Source organism: Enterococcus sp. DIV1758 (assembly GCF_051711985.1).
GTDB classification, from domain to species: domain Bacteria; phylum Bacillota; class Bacilli; order Lactobacillales; family Enterococcaceae; genus Enterococcus; species Enterococcus faecalis.
The window spans coordinates 82,748-100,160 of record NZ_JBIOOA010000001.1 but is presented as its reverse complement, the minus strand read 5'-3'; the positions used below and the strand labels follow the sequence as shown (position 1 = coordinate 100,160).

Annotated in this window: 10 protein-coding genes; 1 reads left to right on the top strand and 9 read right to left on the bottom strand. The window is 39.1% G+C overall.

Annotated features, from left to right (window positions below; genetic code table 11):
- A complete protein-coding gene (sdaAB, locus tag IGJ52_RS00410) occupies window positions 1–696 on the bottom strand; it encodes an L-serine ammonia-lyase, iron-sulfur-dependent subunit beta (RefSeq protein ID WP_002392236.1) in 696 nt (231 codons plus the stop codon).
- Window positions 683–1,789 carry a PTS sugar transporter subunit IIC gene (locus IGJ52_RS00405; protein WP_002383466.1) on the bottom strand — a complete coding sequence of 369 codons (1,107 nt, stop codon included), beginning with the start codon at window positions 1,787–1,789 and terminating at the stop codon, window positions 683–685. The genes sdaAB and IGJ52_RS00405 overlap by 14 nt, the downstream gene beginning before the upstream one ends.
- 316 nt (window positions 1,790–2,105) lie before the next feature.
- On the opposite strand from IGJ52_RS00405, the gene IGJ52_RS00400 reads away from it, so the two are divergent.
- Entirely contained in the window at window positions 2,106–2,726 is a 621-nt protein-coding gene (locus IGJ52_RS00400; protein WP_002383467.1) for a helix-turn-helix transcriptional regulator, read from the top strand.
- A 58-nt stretch (window positions 2,727–2,784) separates the two neighbouring features.
- On the opposite strand, the gene IGJ52_RS00395 is transcribed toward IGJ52_RS00400, so the two are convergent.
- The 7 genes from IGJ52_RS00395 to fss1 all read right to left on the bottom strand — a co-directional run bounded on the left by IGJ52_RS00395 (window position 2,785) and on the right by fss1 (window position 17,082).
- Window positions 2,785–3,570, bottom strand: coding sequence for a hypothetical protein (locus tag IGJ52_RS00395; protein WP_002416129.1), 786 nt, complete (start codon window positions 3,568–3,570; stop codon window positions 2,785–2,787).
- 155 nt (window positions 3,571–3,725) lie between these two features.
- Window positions 3,726–4,487 (bottom strand): formate/nitrite transporter family protein, encoded by a 762-nt coding sequence (locus IGJ52_RS00390; protein WP_010714980.1) that lies wholly within the window; start codon window positions 4,485–4,487, stop codon window positions 3,726–3,728.
- 176 nt (window positions 4,488–4,663) lie between these two features.
- The gene (locus IGJ52_RS00385; RefSeq protein ID WP_438791822.1) at window positions 4,664–7,624 is read right to left on the bottom strand and encodes a glycosyl hydrolase family 28-related protein; all 2,961 of its coding nucleotides are present in this window, start codon (window positions 7,622–7,624) and stop codon (window positions 4,664–4,666) included.
- Window positions 7,621–7,860, bottom strand: a complete 240-nt coding sequence (locus IGJ52_RS00380; protein WP_002383474.1) for a hypothetical protein — start codon at window positions 7,858–7,860, stop codon at window positions 7,621–7,623. The genes IGJ52_RS00385 and IGJ52_RS00380 overlap by 4 nt, the downstream gene beginning before the upstream one ends.
- 339 nt (window positions 7,861–8,199) lie before the next feature.
- Window positions 8,200–9,705 (bottom strand): helix-turn-helix domain-containing protein, encoded by a 1,506-nt coding sequence (locus IGJ52_RS00375; protein ID WP_002419422.1) that lies wholly within the window; start codon window positions 9,703–9,705, stop codon window positions 8,200–8,202.
- Window positions 9,706–9,786: 81 nt separating this feature from the next.
- Complete coding sequence (locus IGJ52_RS00370; RefSeq protein WP_002419423.1) at window positions 9,787–10,701, bottom strand: diacylglycerol/lipid kinase family protein; 915 nt, start codon at window positions 10,699–10,701, stop codon at window positions 9,787–9,789.
- 282 nt (window positions 10,702–10,983) lie between these two features.
- Window positions 10,984–17,082 carry a fibrinogen-binding MSCRAMM adhesin Fss1 gene (gene fss1, locus IGJ52_RS00365; RefSeq protein ID WP_438791821.1) on the bottom strand — a complete coding sequence of 2,033 codons (6,099 nt, stop codon included), beginning with the start codon at window positions 17,080–17,082 and terminating at the stop codon, window positions 10,984–10,986.
- Window positions 17,083–17,413 lie beyond the last annotated feature (331 nt).

The window sequence follows — 17,413 nt, the reverse complement described above, 5'->3', positions numbered from 1 at the left end:
TCATAATAAGATTATTTTCGATGTGTCATCTAGTGAAAACAGTTGTTCTTTCACCGAGGAAATTGGTGCCGAATCTAAGTCAAAGATGAATAAAATTTGATCCCCTTCCACATAACGAGACACAGCATTCACTTGAATATTATTTTTTTGTAACGTATCTTTAAAAGCTTGCATCGCCTGCTCTTCTTGATTAATGACTAACAAAATAGGTAAAGGACCATGTAGTTGGACATTGAAACCGTCTAATTCAATGTATTTCACCTCGATAGTGCCGCCACCTACAGAAATTCCTGTTAAATGAATTTCGTGCGTTGCATCACTGAGTGTTACACATGCTGTATTAGCATGCTTCACTGGACTTTCTTCACTCATTTCTAAAAATTGAATCTCGATTCCTTGTTCTTCCGCAAGTTCAATGGATTGTGTTACGTTGGCATCATCTGCTGCTAGTCCAAGAATTCCACCAATAATTGCAAAATCAGTCCCATGTCCTTTATGCGTGTCTGCAAAAGATTCATAGTATTTAATCACAATTTTTTCTGGCGTTCCGCCGAATAACTTTCTTGCCGCTAAGCCAATCGCTAATGCTCCAGCTGTATGCGAACTAGATGGACCAATCATAATAGGACCGATAATGTCAAAACAACTTTTGTAGTTCATTACTTTGTTCACTTTTTTAGGTTTATTGATGGCCATAGCTGTGTTCATACGTAACTCCTCCTTTGGTTTTTACTGCTTCTTTTTCTTTCTCACTGGTTACTTCCGTCGTTCCTTCAAATTCTGGTGTATTATCCACCGCTTCAATTCTGTAACGTTTAAAGACCAGCGCACCTAAAAATCCAAACATCAGACTGACCACTGTGATAATCGCTACTGCTAGTAAAGTCGTTTGAATGGCATTGTTACCTAATGTCACAAGTAAACCAGCCCACGGCGTTGCCATTCCTGTCACAGGTACTTTTAAGCCAAAGAAAGTCACTACAATGCCACTAACCATTCCAGAAAATAAATTTGTTGCGTAAATAGGTATTGGATTGGAACTGATGATATCGACTTGTGTTAGTGGCTCGATTGCTACAGCTAACGGGGTTGAAGCTGTGCCTAGTTTTAACTTTTTAAATAGCGCCGCATTGACAATGGAACTGCCGTAACAAGTCAATGCACCGACAGCCATTGGTACACCAGTCAAACCAATCAAGGCAGTTAAAACCATTGAACTTAACGGTGTCATACCAACAATCGGGATAATAGCACCTAAAATTGCGCCCATCACATATGGATTGCCATCTACTGCACTTAAAATCGTGCCCCCAATAACTTCTAGGACACCTAATACAACGGGTTGAATAAAACCAGCAACTAACGAAGCTGCGACTGGAATGACTAAAATAACGACTAATAAGTCAATCCCTTCCGGAATACGTTTTTGCATCTGCTCAACAACAAAAGATAAAAGATACGCGGTAATAAAAGCTGGTAACAAGCTGACTTTAATCAATGACAGACCTAAAATAATTGAAAAAACTGGACTAATCCCGAAAGCCAGCGGCACAAGAGCTCCAGCTGCTAAACCACCTAGACTACCCATAGTTTCACCAATTTGCGACACATAATCTAAATGAAAAACGCCGCCTACTGCATACCGCAAAAATGCCTCTGGTAGAAAGGTGGCACAAGCTGCACCAGACAAAGCACTTAAAGATTTTTTCCCTCGCGGTGCTTTAAAAGAGAATAGGGACATGCCACATAAAACTAAGACTAACATCAAGATTCCTGATAACGTTTTCATTTTTTTGCCTCCAACTATATTTTTTTATAACGGATGGTACTCCTGAATAAAATTTTTATTGCTCAACAAGTGAAAGAATGAGCGAGCATTCCGATGAACTAAAGTACAATGAGTGATAAAAATTTCATTCCACATTCAGAGTATACGACTAAACAAAAGTTTAGTCAATGTATTTTTTTAACGTAAAGAATCTTATTGCTTTTCCATTAAAAAAGTATTACACTAAAATTAATTTCAGTGTAGGGGAGGATATCACTTGGAGTCATATTTACGTTTAAGTGAAGTAGATAAACAAATCTTACATTCACATGCCTTAATGCTTGATGGATTAGGGAACTTCTTTGGTAGTACCCATGAAGTCATTCTTCATAGTTTAGAAAATTTGGAAAGTTCAGCTATCAAAGTCATCAATGGCCATTTCAGTAACCGCAAGGAAGGTGCCCCCATTACTGATATGGCGTTAAAAATGTTAAGTCAAGTAGAGTCGGAACATGATTACGCTGTGAAACCCTACTACAATAAAAATCAAAAAGGGGTTATTTTAAAATCTTCCACCATTCCAGTTATCGGTGAAAATGATCGTATTATTGGATTAATCTGTATCAATATGCATTTAGAAATGCCATTAATTGACTACTTGCAAGACTTATTACCTTCAGGACAACAAAATGATATGTCCCAAGAGCTTAAAAATTCTGAACATTTTTCTGACAATATTGACGAATTAATCACTACTTCACTGACAAAAGTAAAACAAGCAGTAGAAAGCGATCCAAATGTATCACATTTGAATCAAAATAAAGAAATTGTTATTCGTTTATATGATCAAGGAATTTTCAATCTCAAAGATTCTGTCATAAAGATTGCCGATCGATTAGGTATTTCAAAAAATACCATCTATTTACATATCCGCAATCATAAAAAAGAAGAAGCTTAAACCATCAAAGCCACCAACGCTAGTTAGCGTTGGTGGCTTTAATCACTTCTCTTCTATTTTAATTTGGTAAATCAAACAAGTAAGGTGTCCCTATTTCTCCATTTAACGTAACATCTAAGCGATTTTTTGTGCCGGGAACTAAATTACTGGCTGTGAAATTCCCTTGGGCATCCGCAGTAAAACTTGCTAAAATCACCCGCGCATCATCTGCACGTGACACTAAAATAGTTGCATTAGGTGCTGTTTTACCAGAAATTGTCCCTTGTTTCGGATCAATCGTAATATTGCTAAAAGAAAGCGCTGCTTCTTGTCCTGAACTTGGAATGTCAATTTGGACAGGTGCACTATTCCGTTGATCAACGGTTGCGATTAATTGAGTAGTCGCTCCCGCTCTGGGACTAATTACTGTAAAATTGCCATTGGCATCCGCATAAAAAACACCTGCTTGTGCAGAAGCATCACCTACTACCGTTGCTGTAATGGTTGCATTAGGTAATGTAGTACCATTAATTTCATTTCTTTCAGGATTGAAAACAACATTGGTAATTGTAATGTTTGTATCAGGTGCTTGGTTTTGAGGGACTTCATTCGTTTCATCAGTTCCTGCAGAAGGCTGCGCGGCATTTTCTGACGGATTTTCCCCTGCCACATTAGAATTTTGACCCGTGACAGACGAATGACTATTTTTCATTTCTTGTTGGCTAGAGGATTTCTGCGTGGCTTTCTTTGTTTCTTGCTTTGGCTTAGAATCATTTGTGCTTGCTGTTTTTTTGTTTCCACATCCTGCTAAACTTAAAGACAATACACTGAACGTTAACATACTGAACAAAACAATTTTTTTCATTTTTCGTTACCTCCAGAAATCTTTTTGTAACATTAATGTAACATTGTTTTAAAAATCTAGCAATAATTTTTCAACCGTTTTCCTTTTTGTTTAAAAAGAAAAAACCTACACAAAGGCATTTAGCCTTTGTGTAGGTTTTTATCTGCTAAATGGATTTAATGTTTGCGATAGCTTAAATAGTAAAAGCCAGAAACAAAAATGGCGCCACCAATGATATTACCTAAATAAACAAAAATAAAATTACGGAAAAAGTCCCCCCACTGAACGCCGCCTTCAAAAATTGCGGCTGGAATGATGAATGCATTCGCCACACTATGCTGAAAGCCAATTGCAACAAAAATCATTACTGGAAACCAGATGCCTAATAGTTTCCCCGCTGCATCTTTCGCACCATAACAAAGCCATAAGGCCAGCCCTACAAACCAGTTACAGCCAATACCTGAAATAATTGCCTGAAGCCAAGTTGCTGCAACTTTATGTTCCGCAAGAGAAAGAACCTGATTTAAATAGGCGCCGCTACTGGTTAAACCTAAATAATGGCCAAAAAAATAGGCAACAAATAGGGCACCAACTATATTTGCCAATGTGATTGTGACCCAGTTCACGATTAATTCTCTGAAAGAAACCTTTTTAGCAAACCAAGCCGTACTCACCGCCATCATATTTCCTGTGATTAACTCACCACCAGCCATTAAAATAACAATTAGACCAATTGGGAAAACCGCAGCTCCCACTAAAGCTTGAACACTGGCTAAATCTGCTGGAATAGAGGCGGAAACACGCACATAAGCCAAATAGCCGAGGGAAATCATGGCACCGCCGATAAATCCTAAAATGAGTTTTGCTACCAAAGGCTTTTGAATTTTTTTCTGACCATTTTCAATACTGATACTTAAAATTTCATCTGGTGTATACAAATATTTCACTTCCTTTGTTTTTTGTCCTCCTTTACTTTACCCTTATATCACAGAAATTCAAGTACTTTTGTGTATTTTTTCACTAAAAACTGTAGTTCTTTTAATTTTATATAAAAACATCCTGAAACAAGTCCTATTTCTTGTTTCAGGATGTTTACTTATCCGTTTTTAAAGAGTTATCTTTTCACTTTAAAACAATAGGTTGCCATGGCTAACGATAACATGCTAAGACCTAGGAAGCTCCCAACTGCTGAAGATTGTTCCCCTGTTTTGGGGAATTTTTTCTTGGCAATTTTAGTCGTATTATCCGCTTTTTTGACTGTTCCTGACGAATCTTGTTTCGTTTGTATCTGTTTAGTTGCTTGGTTTTCTGCTGCGGATTCCTTTGTTTGACTAGCCTTGGCAGAGGTCTTTGAATTACTTTGAGAGGCATTAGGATCTTGATTAGACTCTTCCGCGTAAATGACAGAGTTTTCGCCTTTGTTTTGGCTGTTTGCGTTTACAGTGCTTGGGGTGCTACTCTCGCTTGTACTGTTGGTTGCGCTGGTCGTACTTGAAGTGTTACTTTCATTTGTATTGCTTGGTTCACTTGGCGTAATTGAAGCACTGCTTTCCCTTGTACTACTTGTTTCGCTAGTTGTGCTTGGCGTGCTGCTTTCCCTTGTACTACCGCTCTCACTTATCGTACTTGAGGTGCTGCTTTCGCTTGTATTACTGGTTTCGCTGGTTGTGCCTGGAGTACTACTTTCGCTTGTACTACTGCTTTCACTTGTCGTGCCTGGAGTACTACTTTCGCTTGTACTACTGCTTTCACTTGTCGTGCCTGGAGTACTACTTTCGCTTGTATTACTGCTTTCACTTGTTGTGCCTGGAGGGTTGCTTTCGCTTGTGTTACTAGTTGTTTCTGTTGATTTTTCAACTAACAGAAGTAACGCCGTTTTTATGGTTTGTGTTAATTGATTAATACGCTTTTGCGCATCTACGGGCGTTTTAAAGCCACCAAGTGTTGGCTCTAATAATTCTTCATCTGACCAAGCAAGCAATTTTTGTAACTGTTTAGGACTTTCTTCCCCAGTTGTTGTATCTACTAAGGCTTCTTGCATGGCTTGCCAAGAATCTGTGGTATATACAGATTCGTCTAATTTGTGAACGCTCGCAAGTTCCTTTTCTGCTTCTGCACGCTCTAGCGTGATATCGGCTTTTTTGACTAATACTTTCATTGCAGATTGCAAATTACTTGTTAACTGATCCACTTGTTCTTGGGTTTTGTCCCCACTCACCTGACCTTCTGCTAACAATTGTGTCGCCTGCTGATAATAGGAAGGAACAATCGTTTTAGGCCCAATGGCAGTGAATAACTGCCAAGAGTAAACCGTATATTGGTTTGCTTCACCAATCGAAGCATAAACGGTTTGTAGTCGGGACAAATCAAGCTTTTTTACAGGGGCCTCTACCGTCACCGGTACGTTCACTGTTACCAATGAACCTGTTTCGTAAGTTAATTGAACAGTCACTTTTTGTTGGCCGATTTCATTTAAAACCTCTGGATTGACGATTTTAGCAGTTGGGACTGCTTCATCCGCATCATTTGTATTAGCAACCAGTTGCTGCGGATCGATTGATTGTCCTTGCACAATCGTTGTGGCCACAGGAGTTGCTAAAGTATTTCTAACCGGAATTGGCGTATTTTTATATTGCTCATAAAGTGTTGGTGAAATCAACGATTCCCATGTTGCTGGCATTAAGCGATAGTCCGCCTCTGTCCAATTTTCTACCAATAATTGGCCGTTTTTAAGGCCATCATCTCGAGTATTGTCTTTCACAAAACTCGTTTCTGGTCGGAAACCACCGCCACTAGCGATTAACAATTCCCGACGTCGGTTTTGCGGAATATTATGGTAGTTAACAAACTGATTGTTAATAAATACGCCATTGAACACATTGTTATTTCCCGTATGACGATTGTACTCCATTCCAATTGCATATTGATTGTCCCAATACTTCCAATCAAAAATGTTGTTAGCCACTAACCAGTTGGATAATTCTGAAATAGCTCCCTCTGCTTGCGTTTCTGCCAAACCAATCTCTGGTGTTCCATACATAATGAGACCTGTATTTCGCAAATAATTATTCATAATCGTAATATTACGACCTGATTTAAACTTAAATCCGCCAGCAGGACCATTTTGTAGTCCACGTAAATGATTCCCCACCACCGTGATATTTTGGGCACCACGGAAATAAATCGCATGATCGCCACCTAAGCCGTTTAAGTTTTCGTTGTCATAGGGTGAATAGAAAAAATTATGTTGAACAGTTACATCCTTCAACATACTATAAGAATTAACCCCTGTTGATAGATAATTTTGTTCATTAGGTACTGAAATAGCACCTGCTTCAATGGCTGTTTGTAAACGTGTAATAGTCGCTGCTAAGTCTGAACGACTGGTGCTTTTAATCGCATCTAATTCCGTCACTTTTAACCCAAATAAATTGTCCACGATGTCTACATCTGACATATACTGGAAGCGACTTGGTGTTGAATAGCCACCAATGTAAATCGCTCGGTTAAAATCAATCCCTGGCTGCATATGTGCTGTGTCACGCATGAAAATATTACCTGAAATTTTAACGCCAATATCTGCATTTAAATTGACTACGAATCCTTTTAATGGATTATAAAAAATATTGTTTGCTAGGATTAATTGATTCGTTAATTTCAAAGTCACATTAATTCCATCAAAGGCAATATTTTGAAGTCGTACATTAGTTTTCGTTCCATAAGTTGTATCTGTCAGCTGAATCGGGGCACCTGTAGCATTATGTAAGATAGTGGCTCCTGTTGTATCGCCAATTAATTGATAATTTGAAGAAATCGCAATATCTTTTGACAGAGCATAACTTCCCTGTGGTAAAAATAATGCCTGTCCTTCCTTTGCTGTCTGACTCAGCAATGCCTGTAACTTATCTGTTTGATCCTCCGCACTATTAGGCACCATTGCTTGTGCGCCAAAAATTGTTGCATCTGTTGCGTTAACTGGCTCAACCGCTTCGGTCACCATTGGTAGACCAGCCACTGTTAATAAACCAAATAGAAGAATGAGCATTGTTTTCTTCATGTGTTTCCCTCTTTTCATTCCGTTACTTCCAACGGCTTATTTTGTAAAAGTTGATACAGCGTAATGACACGACTGTCTTCGTATGCATAAATTTTTTTAAATCTTGGATTCATATGTAAAACACTTGTTACTTTTAACAAATTTTGATTCGTGACTTCCAATTCTAAAGCTTCAACCAATTCCTTTAATCGGACGCCTGCACTATTTTCTTCACAACCTAAAATTTCTTCAATTTGTTCCATCCGTTTTTTCATCTCATCCCGCCTTTCTTTGCTCCTTCTATTATATAGAAAAATCCTTGTGAGAAACCTCAATATTTTTTAACCACCTGTTAAAAAAAGTAACAGTTCCTTTACTATCAAGGGTTAATAACCTACTATTTACAATAAAAAAACAAAAAAAGTGCCTTTTCGATATGATTTCCAAAGGAACCTGTGCAGGATTTATTAAAAAATAGCAAGAAAACGTCAATAGATAGGTGTTAATCACCTATCTATTGACGTTTTCTCTTTGTCTTTTTTTACTTTTCAAAAAAAATTTTTTACAATTTATCGAACATATGCATCAAAAAAGCCCATTTTTTTGATTTTTTATTAAAGTGACCTAGTTCTTTTTTCGTTAATTTTTACTATTTTTTGGTTCAAACGATTATATTGCTCAAACGTTAACTCACTTGAAAGTAAAAAGATCTCTGGATGCCCTGTTTCCACATCTGTCAAAGAAGTCACTAATAGTAAATCAATATTTTGCCAGTCTTCTTTGCTTGCTTCACTGTATCGTAAAACTTCCAATGCATAAAATCGACGAAAATTATTTTCAATCGAGAGTTTCACCCGTTCTTCTTCTAGCACTGGCAAGCCTGATTTTAACCCTAAAACAATTTTTTGTTCACGATGAATTAAATCATTGGAAAGCGCCAAAACACTAGAATAACGCAGAGCCAAAAATTCTTTATTTGTAAATAATTCATTGCCTGTTTGTTCGTAAAGTTGATTTAAGCCTTTGCTTAATTCTTCTAAAAGAACCGGATATTTTTCTTTGACTTTATTCCAAAAGACATTATACATTTTCACATTTTGGACATAGTAAAGTTCGGCAAATAAATGTGTAGCAAACAAATAATAAAAAATTTGCGGACGAATTTTTTCCAATTGCGGCGTCATTTGTATTTCTTCTAATAAGAAATGTTGGACTAAATGAGTCAACATATAAACAGGCGCTTCAGACTCATCAAAATGCGCTAAAATAGCTTGTGCAGTGGCTTCGTCTTGATAAAATTGGTCATTGGCTAACAAGAAAAAGTACACAAAAGTTAAATCGTTTTTATTAAGGAAAAGGGTAGTAGCTGTCATCTCTTCTATAAAGGCTTGGTAATGTTTATTTCCTTCTAAATAAGTTTCTTGCTCGGCTGAAGGTCGGTATTCAGCACCTTGCGCACTCCGGACTTTTGAGATAGCGACCATATACTTAACTCGGCGTAACACCGTTTCCGCAACTTCTACGTTGAAAAAAGCCATCACTTTTTGGACAGTTTGTGCGACTTCCGTTTCTTGTATATAGTCAAAAGGCCACGTATCACGGATTAAGTCCATAAAAATAGTGTAAGCAAAATGGCGCAAATATGCTTCATTGCCTTCAATTTTCCAGGTGCTTTTATTAATCACTAACCCCAATGGCGCTAAAATTTCTGTAAACCCTTTGAGCAAGCGCCGAATCGTGGCATCACTGGTATGATATTTTGTTGTCGCTGGCACAATCCCATTAAATCGCCCCCAGAATAAATCTTCCATTACTTGATAAGTTAAACTATCTTGAAAAATTGCTGTATAAAGTTTCTGGAAGGCTTGGCTAGACGCCAAGTTCAAGCGATAGCCATGCCCCTTTTCAAAAGCCAAAGAAACATCATTATCTACGGCATAGTACGTAATGTCATCTTTTAGAAGCTCTACGTATTTTTTGACTGATTTTTTGTTTAATTGTAATTCTTCTGCTAACTCATTGATGTCAATCCAACCTTCATTAATTGGCAAGTTTCTTAAAATAATAATTTTAGAAACGACATCTGTATCGAATATATCAACATATTCATCCCATTTCACTGTTCACTCAACTGCCTCTCTTCTGTTCTATTGTACACAAAATGAGAAATCTATTCCACGAAAAAATAACAGTTGTTTCTTTTATTCTTTCGTAGATGTGGACGTTTCAGGAACAAACACGTTGAGTCCCCCAGCTTCCACCGTTACTTTAATCGGTAAATCATCGGTAGGATCGCCATCTGTTCGTGTTTGGACTTTCTTGTCTTTTTCGCCCCTAATTTTAAATTGACTCCCAGAGAAATACACGACACCAGGAATTTCATTTAATTGTCCTCTGATAATTTTAGGTAAGTAATAGACAAACTTGTAAAAAACTAACTTAGGCAAAATGATAATGTGCACTTCGCCGTCATCTGGCGTGGCATTGGCATCGAAATTGGTAAAGCCACCAGCAGAATTTGTCATGGTCATCGTTAATAATTGGGCTTTGCCATGCCAACGTCTTTCATCGCCATCAATTTTTAGTTTGTACTTTTTCTTTTTCACTAATAAGCGGAAAAATTGCTTTGTAAAGGCTAACGGACCATATTTTTGTTTCTCCTGTTGGGTCACATTCGCTGCTGTGTCCGCTAATAAGCCAATCGTTAAGGTTGAAATCATTACATCTTGATTTACCATCCCAAAGTCAACTGGTGTTGTCTTACCTGCCAAAATGGTTTCAAAGGCATCTTCTTCTTTCAAAGGAATACTTAACACACGCGCAAAATTATTGACTGTTCCGCCTGGAATAATCCCTATTTGATAGTCACGAATGGTGTCTTTAAAATTTTGAACGGCATGATGAATGGTCCCGTCACCACCAATGACGACCAAGACACCCACTTGATTTTCTTTGGCATTTTTCCGCATTTCTTCAGGATCAATGTCTGGATTGGAAGGTTGCAAAATAACCGCTTCCCCTTTCGCTTCTGCAGCTTTTTTAAAGCGTTCTGCAATCTCTTTACTTTCACTACTTCCTGAAGTTTCGTTGTATAAAACCATCATCTTTTTCATCATTCTATCCTCATATCTCTAACTAAATTTCTTGCACATGTAAAGTGTACAATATTTTAGCCAAAATACCTAAAGATAGCATCGAAAAATAAAGGCTGAGGCACAAGCGGTTTGCTCCAAGAACTCAGTAAGTTCTGTTCAAAGGCTAAACTGCGATGAAGGCTTACATGAGAATGTCAATAAGAAGGAGCTACTTTTGTTCAGTTGATTAGCTTAAGATGGAAAAAAATAGGCCATCCGTCCTTTCGACGGATGACCCACTCTCTGTTTTTTTATGGCTTTAGCTTATTTCTTGCTCTTTTTATAAAAGAGCCAACTTGCCAAACCGACCAACAGGAGGCCGATAAAGACAAAGAAGTAATTGACTTGTGTGTTGGTTTTCGGTAAACCAAGCCAACCTGTCTCTCTAGCTGCTTGTTTCGTTGTTGGCTGATTTGGTTTTATTTTTTTGGATACAGGTTGTTTCTCGTTAACAAACGTGCCCGCATCCACGAGTTCAGGTTTGTCTTTCGCTGTTGCTGCAATAGTAAATGCGACAGCTTGCTTAGACAGTTGGTAACCATCCGGTGCTTTTGTTTCCACAAAGGTATATTTTCCTGGTTGTAAGTGGTTCACTTGAACTAACCCTTGGTTGTCAGAACGTAATGAACGAGCGACAGTTTTCCCTGTCTCTGCATCCGTCACTTTAAATTCAGCGCCTGCTAAGGCATTCTTTTGCTGGTCAATTTTCACCAGCTTGGCAGCACCTTGGTAATTAATAAAAGGTGCTTTAAGTACCACAGTGGCTGGTTTGCCCTGGTTGTCTTTCGCAATCGTAAAGCTTGCGCTTGGCGTTTCATTAAGAAGATAGCCAGTTGGCGCTTGTGTCTCCACAAAACGATACGTTCCCGGTGCTAAATTTTTCGCAATGACTTTGCCTTGCTTGTCGGACATCAGATTGGTTTGTCCAGCCACGGTTTGCCCTGCTTCATCAATGACCTTAAACACCGCACCAGCCAATGCTTCACCTGTTTCGTTTTCTTTGGTTAATTGAGCAGTTCCTTGATAATTGATAAGATCGCCTAAAGCAATTGGCTGCTCTTTTCCTAATTGGGCGGTTACATCAAATGGATGTGGCGTTGTGTCTAACAGATAGCCTGTTGGTGCTTTCGTTTCCACTAAAACGTAATGCCCTTCATTCAGCCCTTTAGCGTAAATTTCGCCAGTCTTATCCGTTGTTATTTCAGAAACTTTTTCTCCTGCACGATTCAAGAATGTGATTGGTGAACCTTGGGGCTGATTCTGCTCATCGGCATTGTAAATTGCAAAAACTGCACCCGCTAAGGTTTGACCTTGCTCGTTGACTTTACGTCCCGTTACTTCCGCTTGATAATTTACAAACTCTAACTCATCTAGTGGTTGTTTATCATTTGAATTCTTCTTCACTACAAAATAAATGGGTTGTTTATTGACGATATAGCCATCCGTTGCATCCAGTTCATCTAATTCATAGCTACCAGCGCCTAAATCCTCCATAGCCAATGAACCATCTTTTTCAGCAGTTACTTCTCTTTCAAAGATTTTTTCCCCATTTTCGATTCGATACAATTTAAAAATCGTTCCTGGAAGTGGGTTCGCATTGGCATCGATTTTCTTAAAGACAGCACGTCCTTTGAAATTGGCGAAGGCCCCTAATTGGAAGATCTCCGGATCACCTTTGAAATCACCACGAATTTCTACTTTTACTAATTCAGGATAAATAATATACTCTGAGCCATCTGGTAATTTTGGTGCTTTGATTTCTTTGTAATAATAGGTACCTGGCGCCAAGTCTCTAAAGATAATTTTGCCATCTTTGCCACTCGTTGCTGTAATCCCTAATGATTGTTTATTGTGATCATATAATTCAAAAACAGCGCCTGCTAATGGTTGGTCTGCGCTATTCGTTTTCACGATTTGGAAAGCCCCTTTGTAGTTCACAAAGTTGTCACTAGCAACCACGACCGCTGGTTCACCAGCATTTTTCTCAGCAATTTCAAATGGGACTGGCGTGGTATTTAACAAATAGCCTGTTGGCGCTTTGGTTTCTACAAAGCGATATTTACCTGGGGCTAAGTGCTCTGCAACAATTTCCCCTTGATTATTTGTCGTCAAGCCTGTTTGAATCGTTTGTCCCTTCGCATCGAGCACTTTAAATGTCGCACCACTTAACAAGTGTCCCTTCACATCTTTTTTGATTAATTTAGCTGCACCTTGATAGTTAACAAAGTTAGCCGTTGCTATAACTGTTGCTGGTTTGCCCCGATCGCTTGCTGCAATCGTGAAAGTACTTGGTTCAGTGTTTAAAAGGTACCCTACTGGCGCTTTGGTTTCCACAAATTGATATTTGCCTGGGGCTAAATCCGTCACTGTGACTTTTCCGTCTGCATCCGAAACTAAGTGTTCTCGAACCACTTGTCCTGTGGCATCAAGGACCGAAAATTCAGCACCTGCTAATGGATTGCCTGCTTGATCTTTTTTAATTAGTTCAGCAGAACCTTGGTAATTAAGCATTTTGACATGAACATCACGAATTTGTCCGCTCGTGTTTTGTGTCACGATGAATCGTTTTGGTGTAGTGTCTAAAAGATACCCTGTCGGTGCTTCGATTTCTGTGAACTGATAAAGCCCTGGTTTTAAACTATCCACCTCTAACTGGCCATTTGCGTTGGTTCGATCCGGCGCAAGGGGAACTTCTTCCCAATGAGTAAACGGCGTGGTTACGGCATGCTCTAATTTAAAGCGTGCATTGACTAATTTTTTGCCCTTCTCATCTGTTTTTTCTAAAATTACTTTATTGACATCGTTTTTAATAATAGTTGGTTGTGCACCATCTGCTGAAGTTTCTTCATCAATAGTAATGACTCGGCCTTTAGCTAATTCGTCCGAAACTGTATAACCTTCTGGTGCTTTCGTCTCCACCAAAATGTATTGCCCTTGCGGCAACCCACCAAATGTGATAACCCCAGTGGCGTCTACTGTACCTTCACGTAGGACTTGTGTTTTGGCTTGGTCCCAAATTTGGAAATGGGCGCCTGCTAAAATAGTCGTCCCATCCATGGCTGTTTTCTTCAGCTGAATTTTGCCTTTGGTCCCTGTGGCATGCCCGCCACTGTGATCGATGTCAACGACCACATCGCCATTGTCATCTCCATGAACGACTTCTGAACCATTTCCAGTAATTGACACTTGGTTGGATACCGTGTCTGTACTCCCCGCCGCTGAAGAAGTCACTAAACTACGATATTCCATATAATAAGGTGCTTCAATATGGGCCATTTTAACGACAATTTTTTGTTGTCCTGTTTCATTATCGGTGGTAACTTCCAGTGTGTAATCTTTTCCTTCTTCTAAAATAACAGATTTATCTGGCGTAATCGTTCCGTCTTCTGTTACGTTGGTACCGTAAATCACCAATGACTCGGGATCTAACACTTGGTTTGGTGAGGGTGTATCAGTGATAACCACATCGTCTAAAACCGATTGGGCGCCATTGATCATTACATGCCAGTACACATGATCTGGATCATCTTTGTGGTATTCGCCACCTTTTTTCACTGATTCGCCACCATGTTGAATAGAAACTTTTCCTGTCACATCACGTGAAGAACCTTGGTTTGTATAAGATGCGGTATTGTCATAGCTAGCCGAACCTTCGATAACTTTTTCATCAACAGACGTCTTAAATTCAATCACATACGTACGACTATCATTAGGAAAGTCAACACGCCAAGTATTTTTGTTTTTCTCGCTTGGTTCTTCCATTTTGATATCCGTCAACGGTTGCGTTGGTTTCACTTTTTCAACCGAACCATCTGGCTTTGTATTGCCTTCATAGACTTTCAAGCTCCCAGCCAAATAGGTTTGATTGGCTAAAATTGGATCCGTCAAAAAGGCGTCGACTAAACGGTTATTACTTAAATTCACCGCAATCGTCCAAGTGATTTCTTTAGTGACGGCATTGTAAACACCACTTTTTTGCGCATTTAAATCAAAAGCAGGTAAAGGTTTAAACGGTTTATTATCCTCTGAGTGATGATTGTTTCCTGCTTCATCCATCCAATCAATGGCAGCGGTATTTCGGTAATGGTCCAATGCAGGGTTGTTAGCATCTAACTCGGTAACATCGAAAAAGGTATTGTAGGTTACGTAAAAGGCATCACTTGTTTTGGCATACGCCCCCATGAAACTTAACTTAAAGCCTGTTTCACCTTCTGCATTACGAGTTATTTCTACCATGTAATCTTTACCTAACGTCAACTGAGCACCAGTAGTTGTATCTTTAACAACCAACGAATTGGGTACCATGGTTAAGCCAGGAACTGGTTCGTATGTGTCCGTAATCACGGCATTTTCCATCAAATAATTATTTTGATTCACAGCTAACGTCCAACCAATCGTTGAATTTTGATAATCCACTGCACCAGTGTTTTTAATAATATTTTGTTGATTGGCTGTGCCATCACCTTCTGAATGCTGACCAGTGCCGACATCCACACGATTATTCACGGCAACATCGCCTTCGACAATTCCATCAACTTTGGTTTTATAATCAATCTTGACTGCGCCAGTCACATCATGCAAAAAGTCAATCACAAAGGAGCCATCATCGTTAATTACCACTTTGTAATCTTTTCCTTCCACAAGTTCTGCTCCAACGACTTCATTTCCTTTGTCATCAAACGTCACTGAATATAAATGTAAAGAATCTGGTTCAAACGTTAAATTATCCCCCATTGTGTCTGTAATGACTGCTTGGTCTTTTGGAATGGTTTGTTCGCCATAGTTGTAGTTAATTTCCCAAGTGAATTCTTGATTGGTTTCATCGTAATCTATATTGCGCTTGTCTAGCATTTTGCCATATGTGGCGGTAACGGTTGCTTCAGCATCTAACCCATTTGGATTATTATCACTTGTTAACGTCGCCTGATTTTTAAAAGGCACATCACCCCCGCCATCTGGAATAACCGCCTCGTCAATCGTCGTTTGGTACTCAAGACGATACGCTTTATTCGTGTCACCTTTAATTGTCACATTGCCATTTTTATCAACGGTATATTCATCTGGACTAAGTTCGCGACCCACTTCTTTAATTGTTCCATCAAGATTCATCACTAACTCATAGACTTTCACTGACTTAAAGGTATTCCCTGTTGGCCACGTTTCCGTCACAGTTGGATTTGTTTGATCTTTCATCGCTTGATTGATATCTACCGTCCAAGTAATCGCACTAGGATTGGGCGTTCGATCAAAATGGCCTTGTTTATCAATTTGTTGTTCGGTATCCGGGACAATCGGAATCACTACAGGCGGCAAATCTTCTTGCGTAGGAATATCAATCACCCAGTCTCCTGGGCCTCGACCATCTGAATCATTCAAATGAGTATCTAAAGAAAAGTCCCCGTGAATGTCACTTTCAGACGTGATGCGCTCATTAAAGGTAAAACGAACCGTACCATCTTCACTAATTGTGTAGGTTCCATAGACATTGCCTTCCGTATCAACTAAATCACCTGAACCTGGTTTATTAGGTTTCAAATTGCCAGGTAATTGAAACTCGAAGTAATCGCCTGCTTTCATTTGTTCCCGCACATCTTCTGGAATCGACCAGTTAAAGTTCCAATGGATGGTCACATCTTCTTTGTACGGTGGTGTTGCTGGTGTGCCATCAGGATTTAAATAAATCGGATCCTCAAAATTATCGATAATCGTTGTTTCATCACCTGTAAAATAGTCATTGATATCTGTTGGTCCTGCTACACGTGGTTTGACAGTTGTCGATTCAGTTGTTTTACTTTCTGTCGCTTTTGTCGTGCTGGCGACAGTTTCTTCGGACGAACGAGGAACAGAGGAGTTTGCAGATGCTTCTTCTGTTGAACCTTCATTCGCTGTTGTGACTGTAGAACTCGTGATTGTCGTTGATTCTGTCGGATCAGTACCAGTATTTAACGTCAACGCTCGTTGTTGTTGTCCATAAGAAAACGTCACATCTTCTGTAGCTGTGAGGTTCAACGTTAAGACTAACGTATCTGCTAACGCTTGCTGATTCAATTCAATTTGAATCTGTTTCTTCTGGTCATCCACTTGAATCTTGCGCGTATTATTGGGCGCTGCCCAATGTGCAGCTTTGATTGACACATTGGCACTGTAATGCACTACAACCTCTTGTGTTGCTGGTTGTGCTTTTCCTTGAAGCGCTAAGGTCATTTCTTGCTGACTGGTTTGCGTCACTTCTCCTAACGTTAGCTGGCCATCGCTGTTAACATCTTCCGCCAAAGCCATGAGTGGTGTGCCGTAATTTAAAACAAGTAACAAACACATCAACCCATAGAGCCAACGGTTTACCATTGGACCATTCTTTCTCATTTCTTTCATCCTTCCTCTACTAACGACACATAGAAGAGAACGTTCACTTCGTACCAATTTTTTATTTTAAGCCAAATAAGTGAGTGCTCTTCTGTTGTCTTTCTTCCTTGCTAAAACAGACAGCCAACACGCCTTTTCTTTTTATCTCCTCAAAACGCAGTCTTACTTCGAATGCGGATTCATTTTTTGCTTATTCCTATAGACTCTTCTATAAGAATAAGAAGAGTATAACGAGATTTTTCAGCAAAAATTATCAACAACTTCTCCTCCAAATAGAAAAAGTTGATGAAATGCTAAAAACCCTTTTCACCTTTATAAAAACACTCCCTTA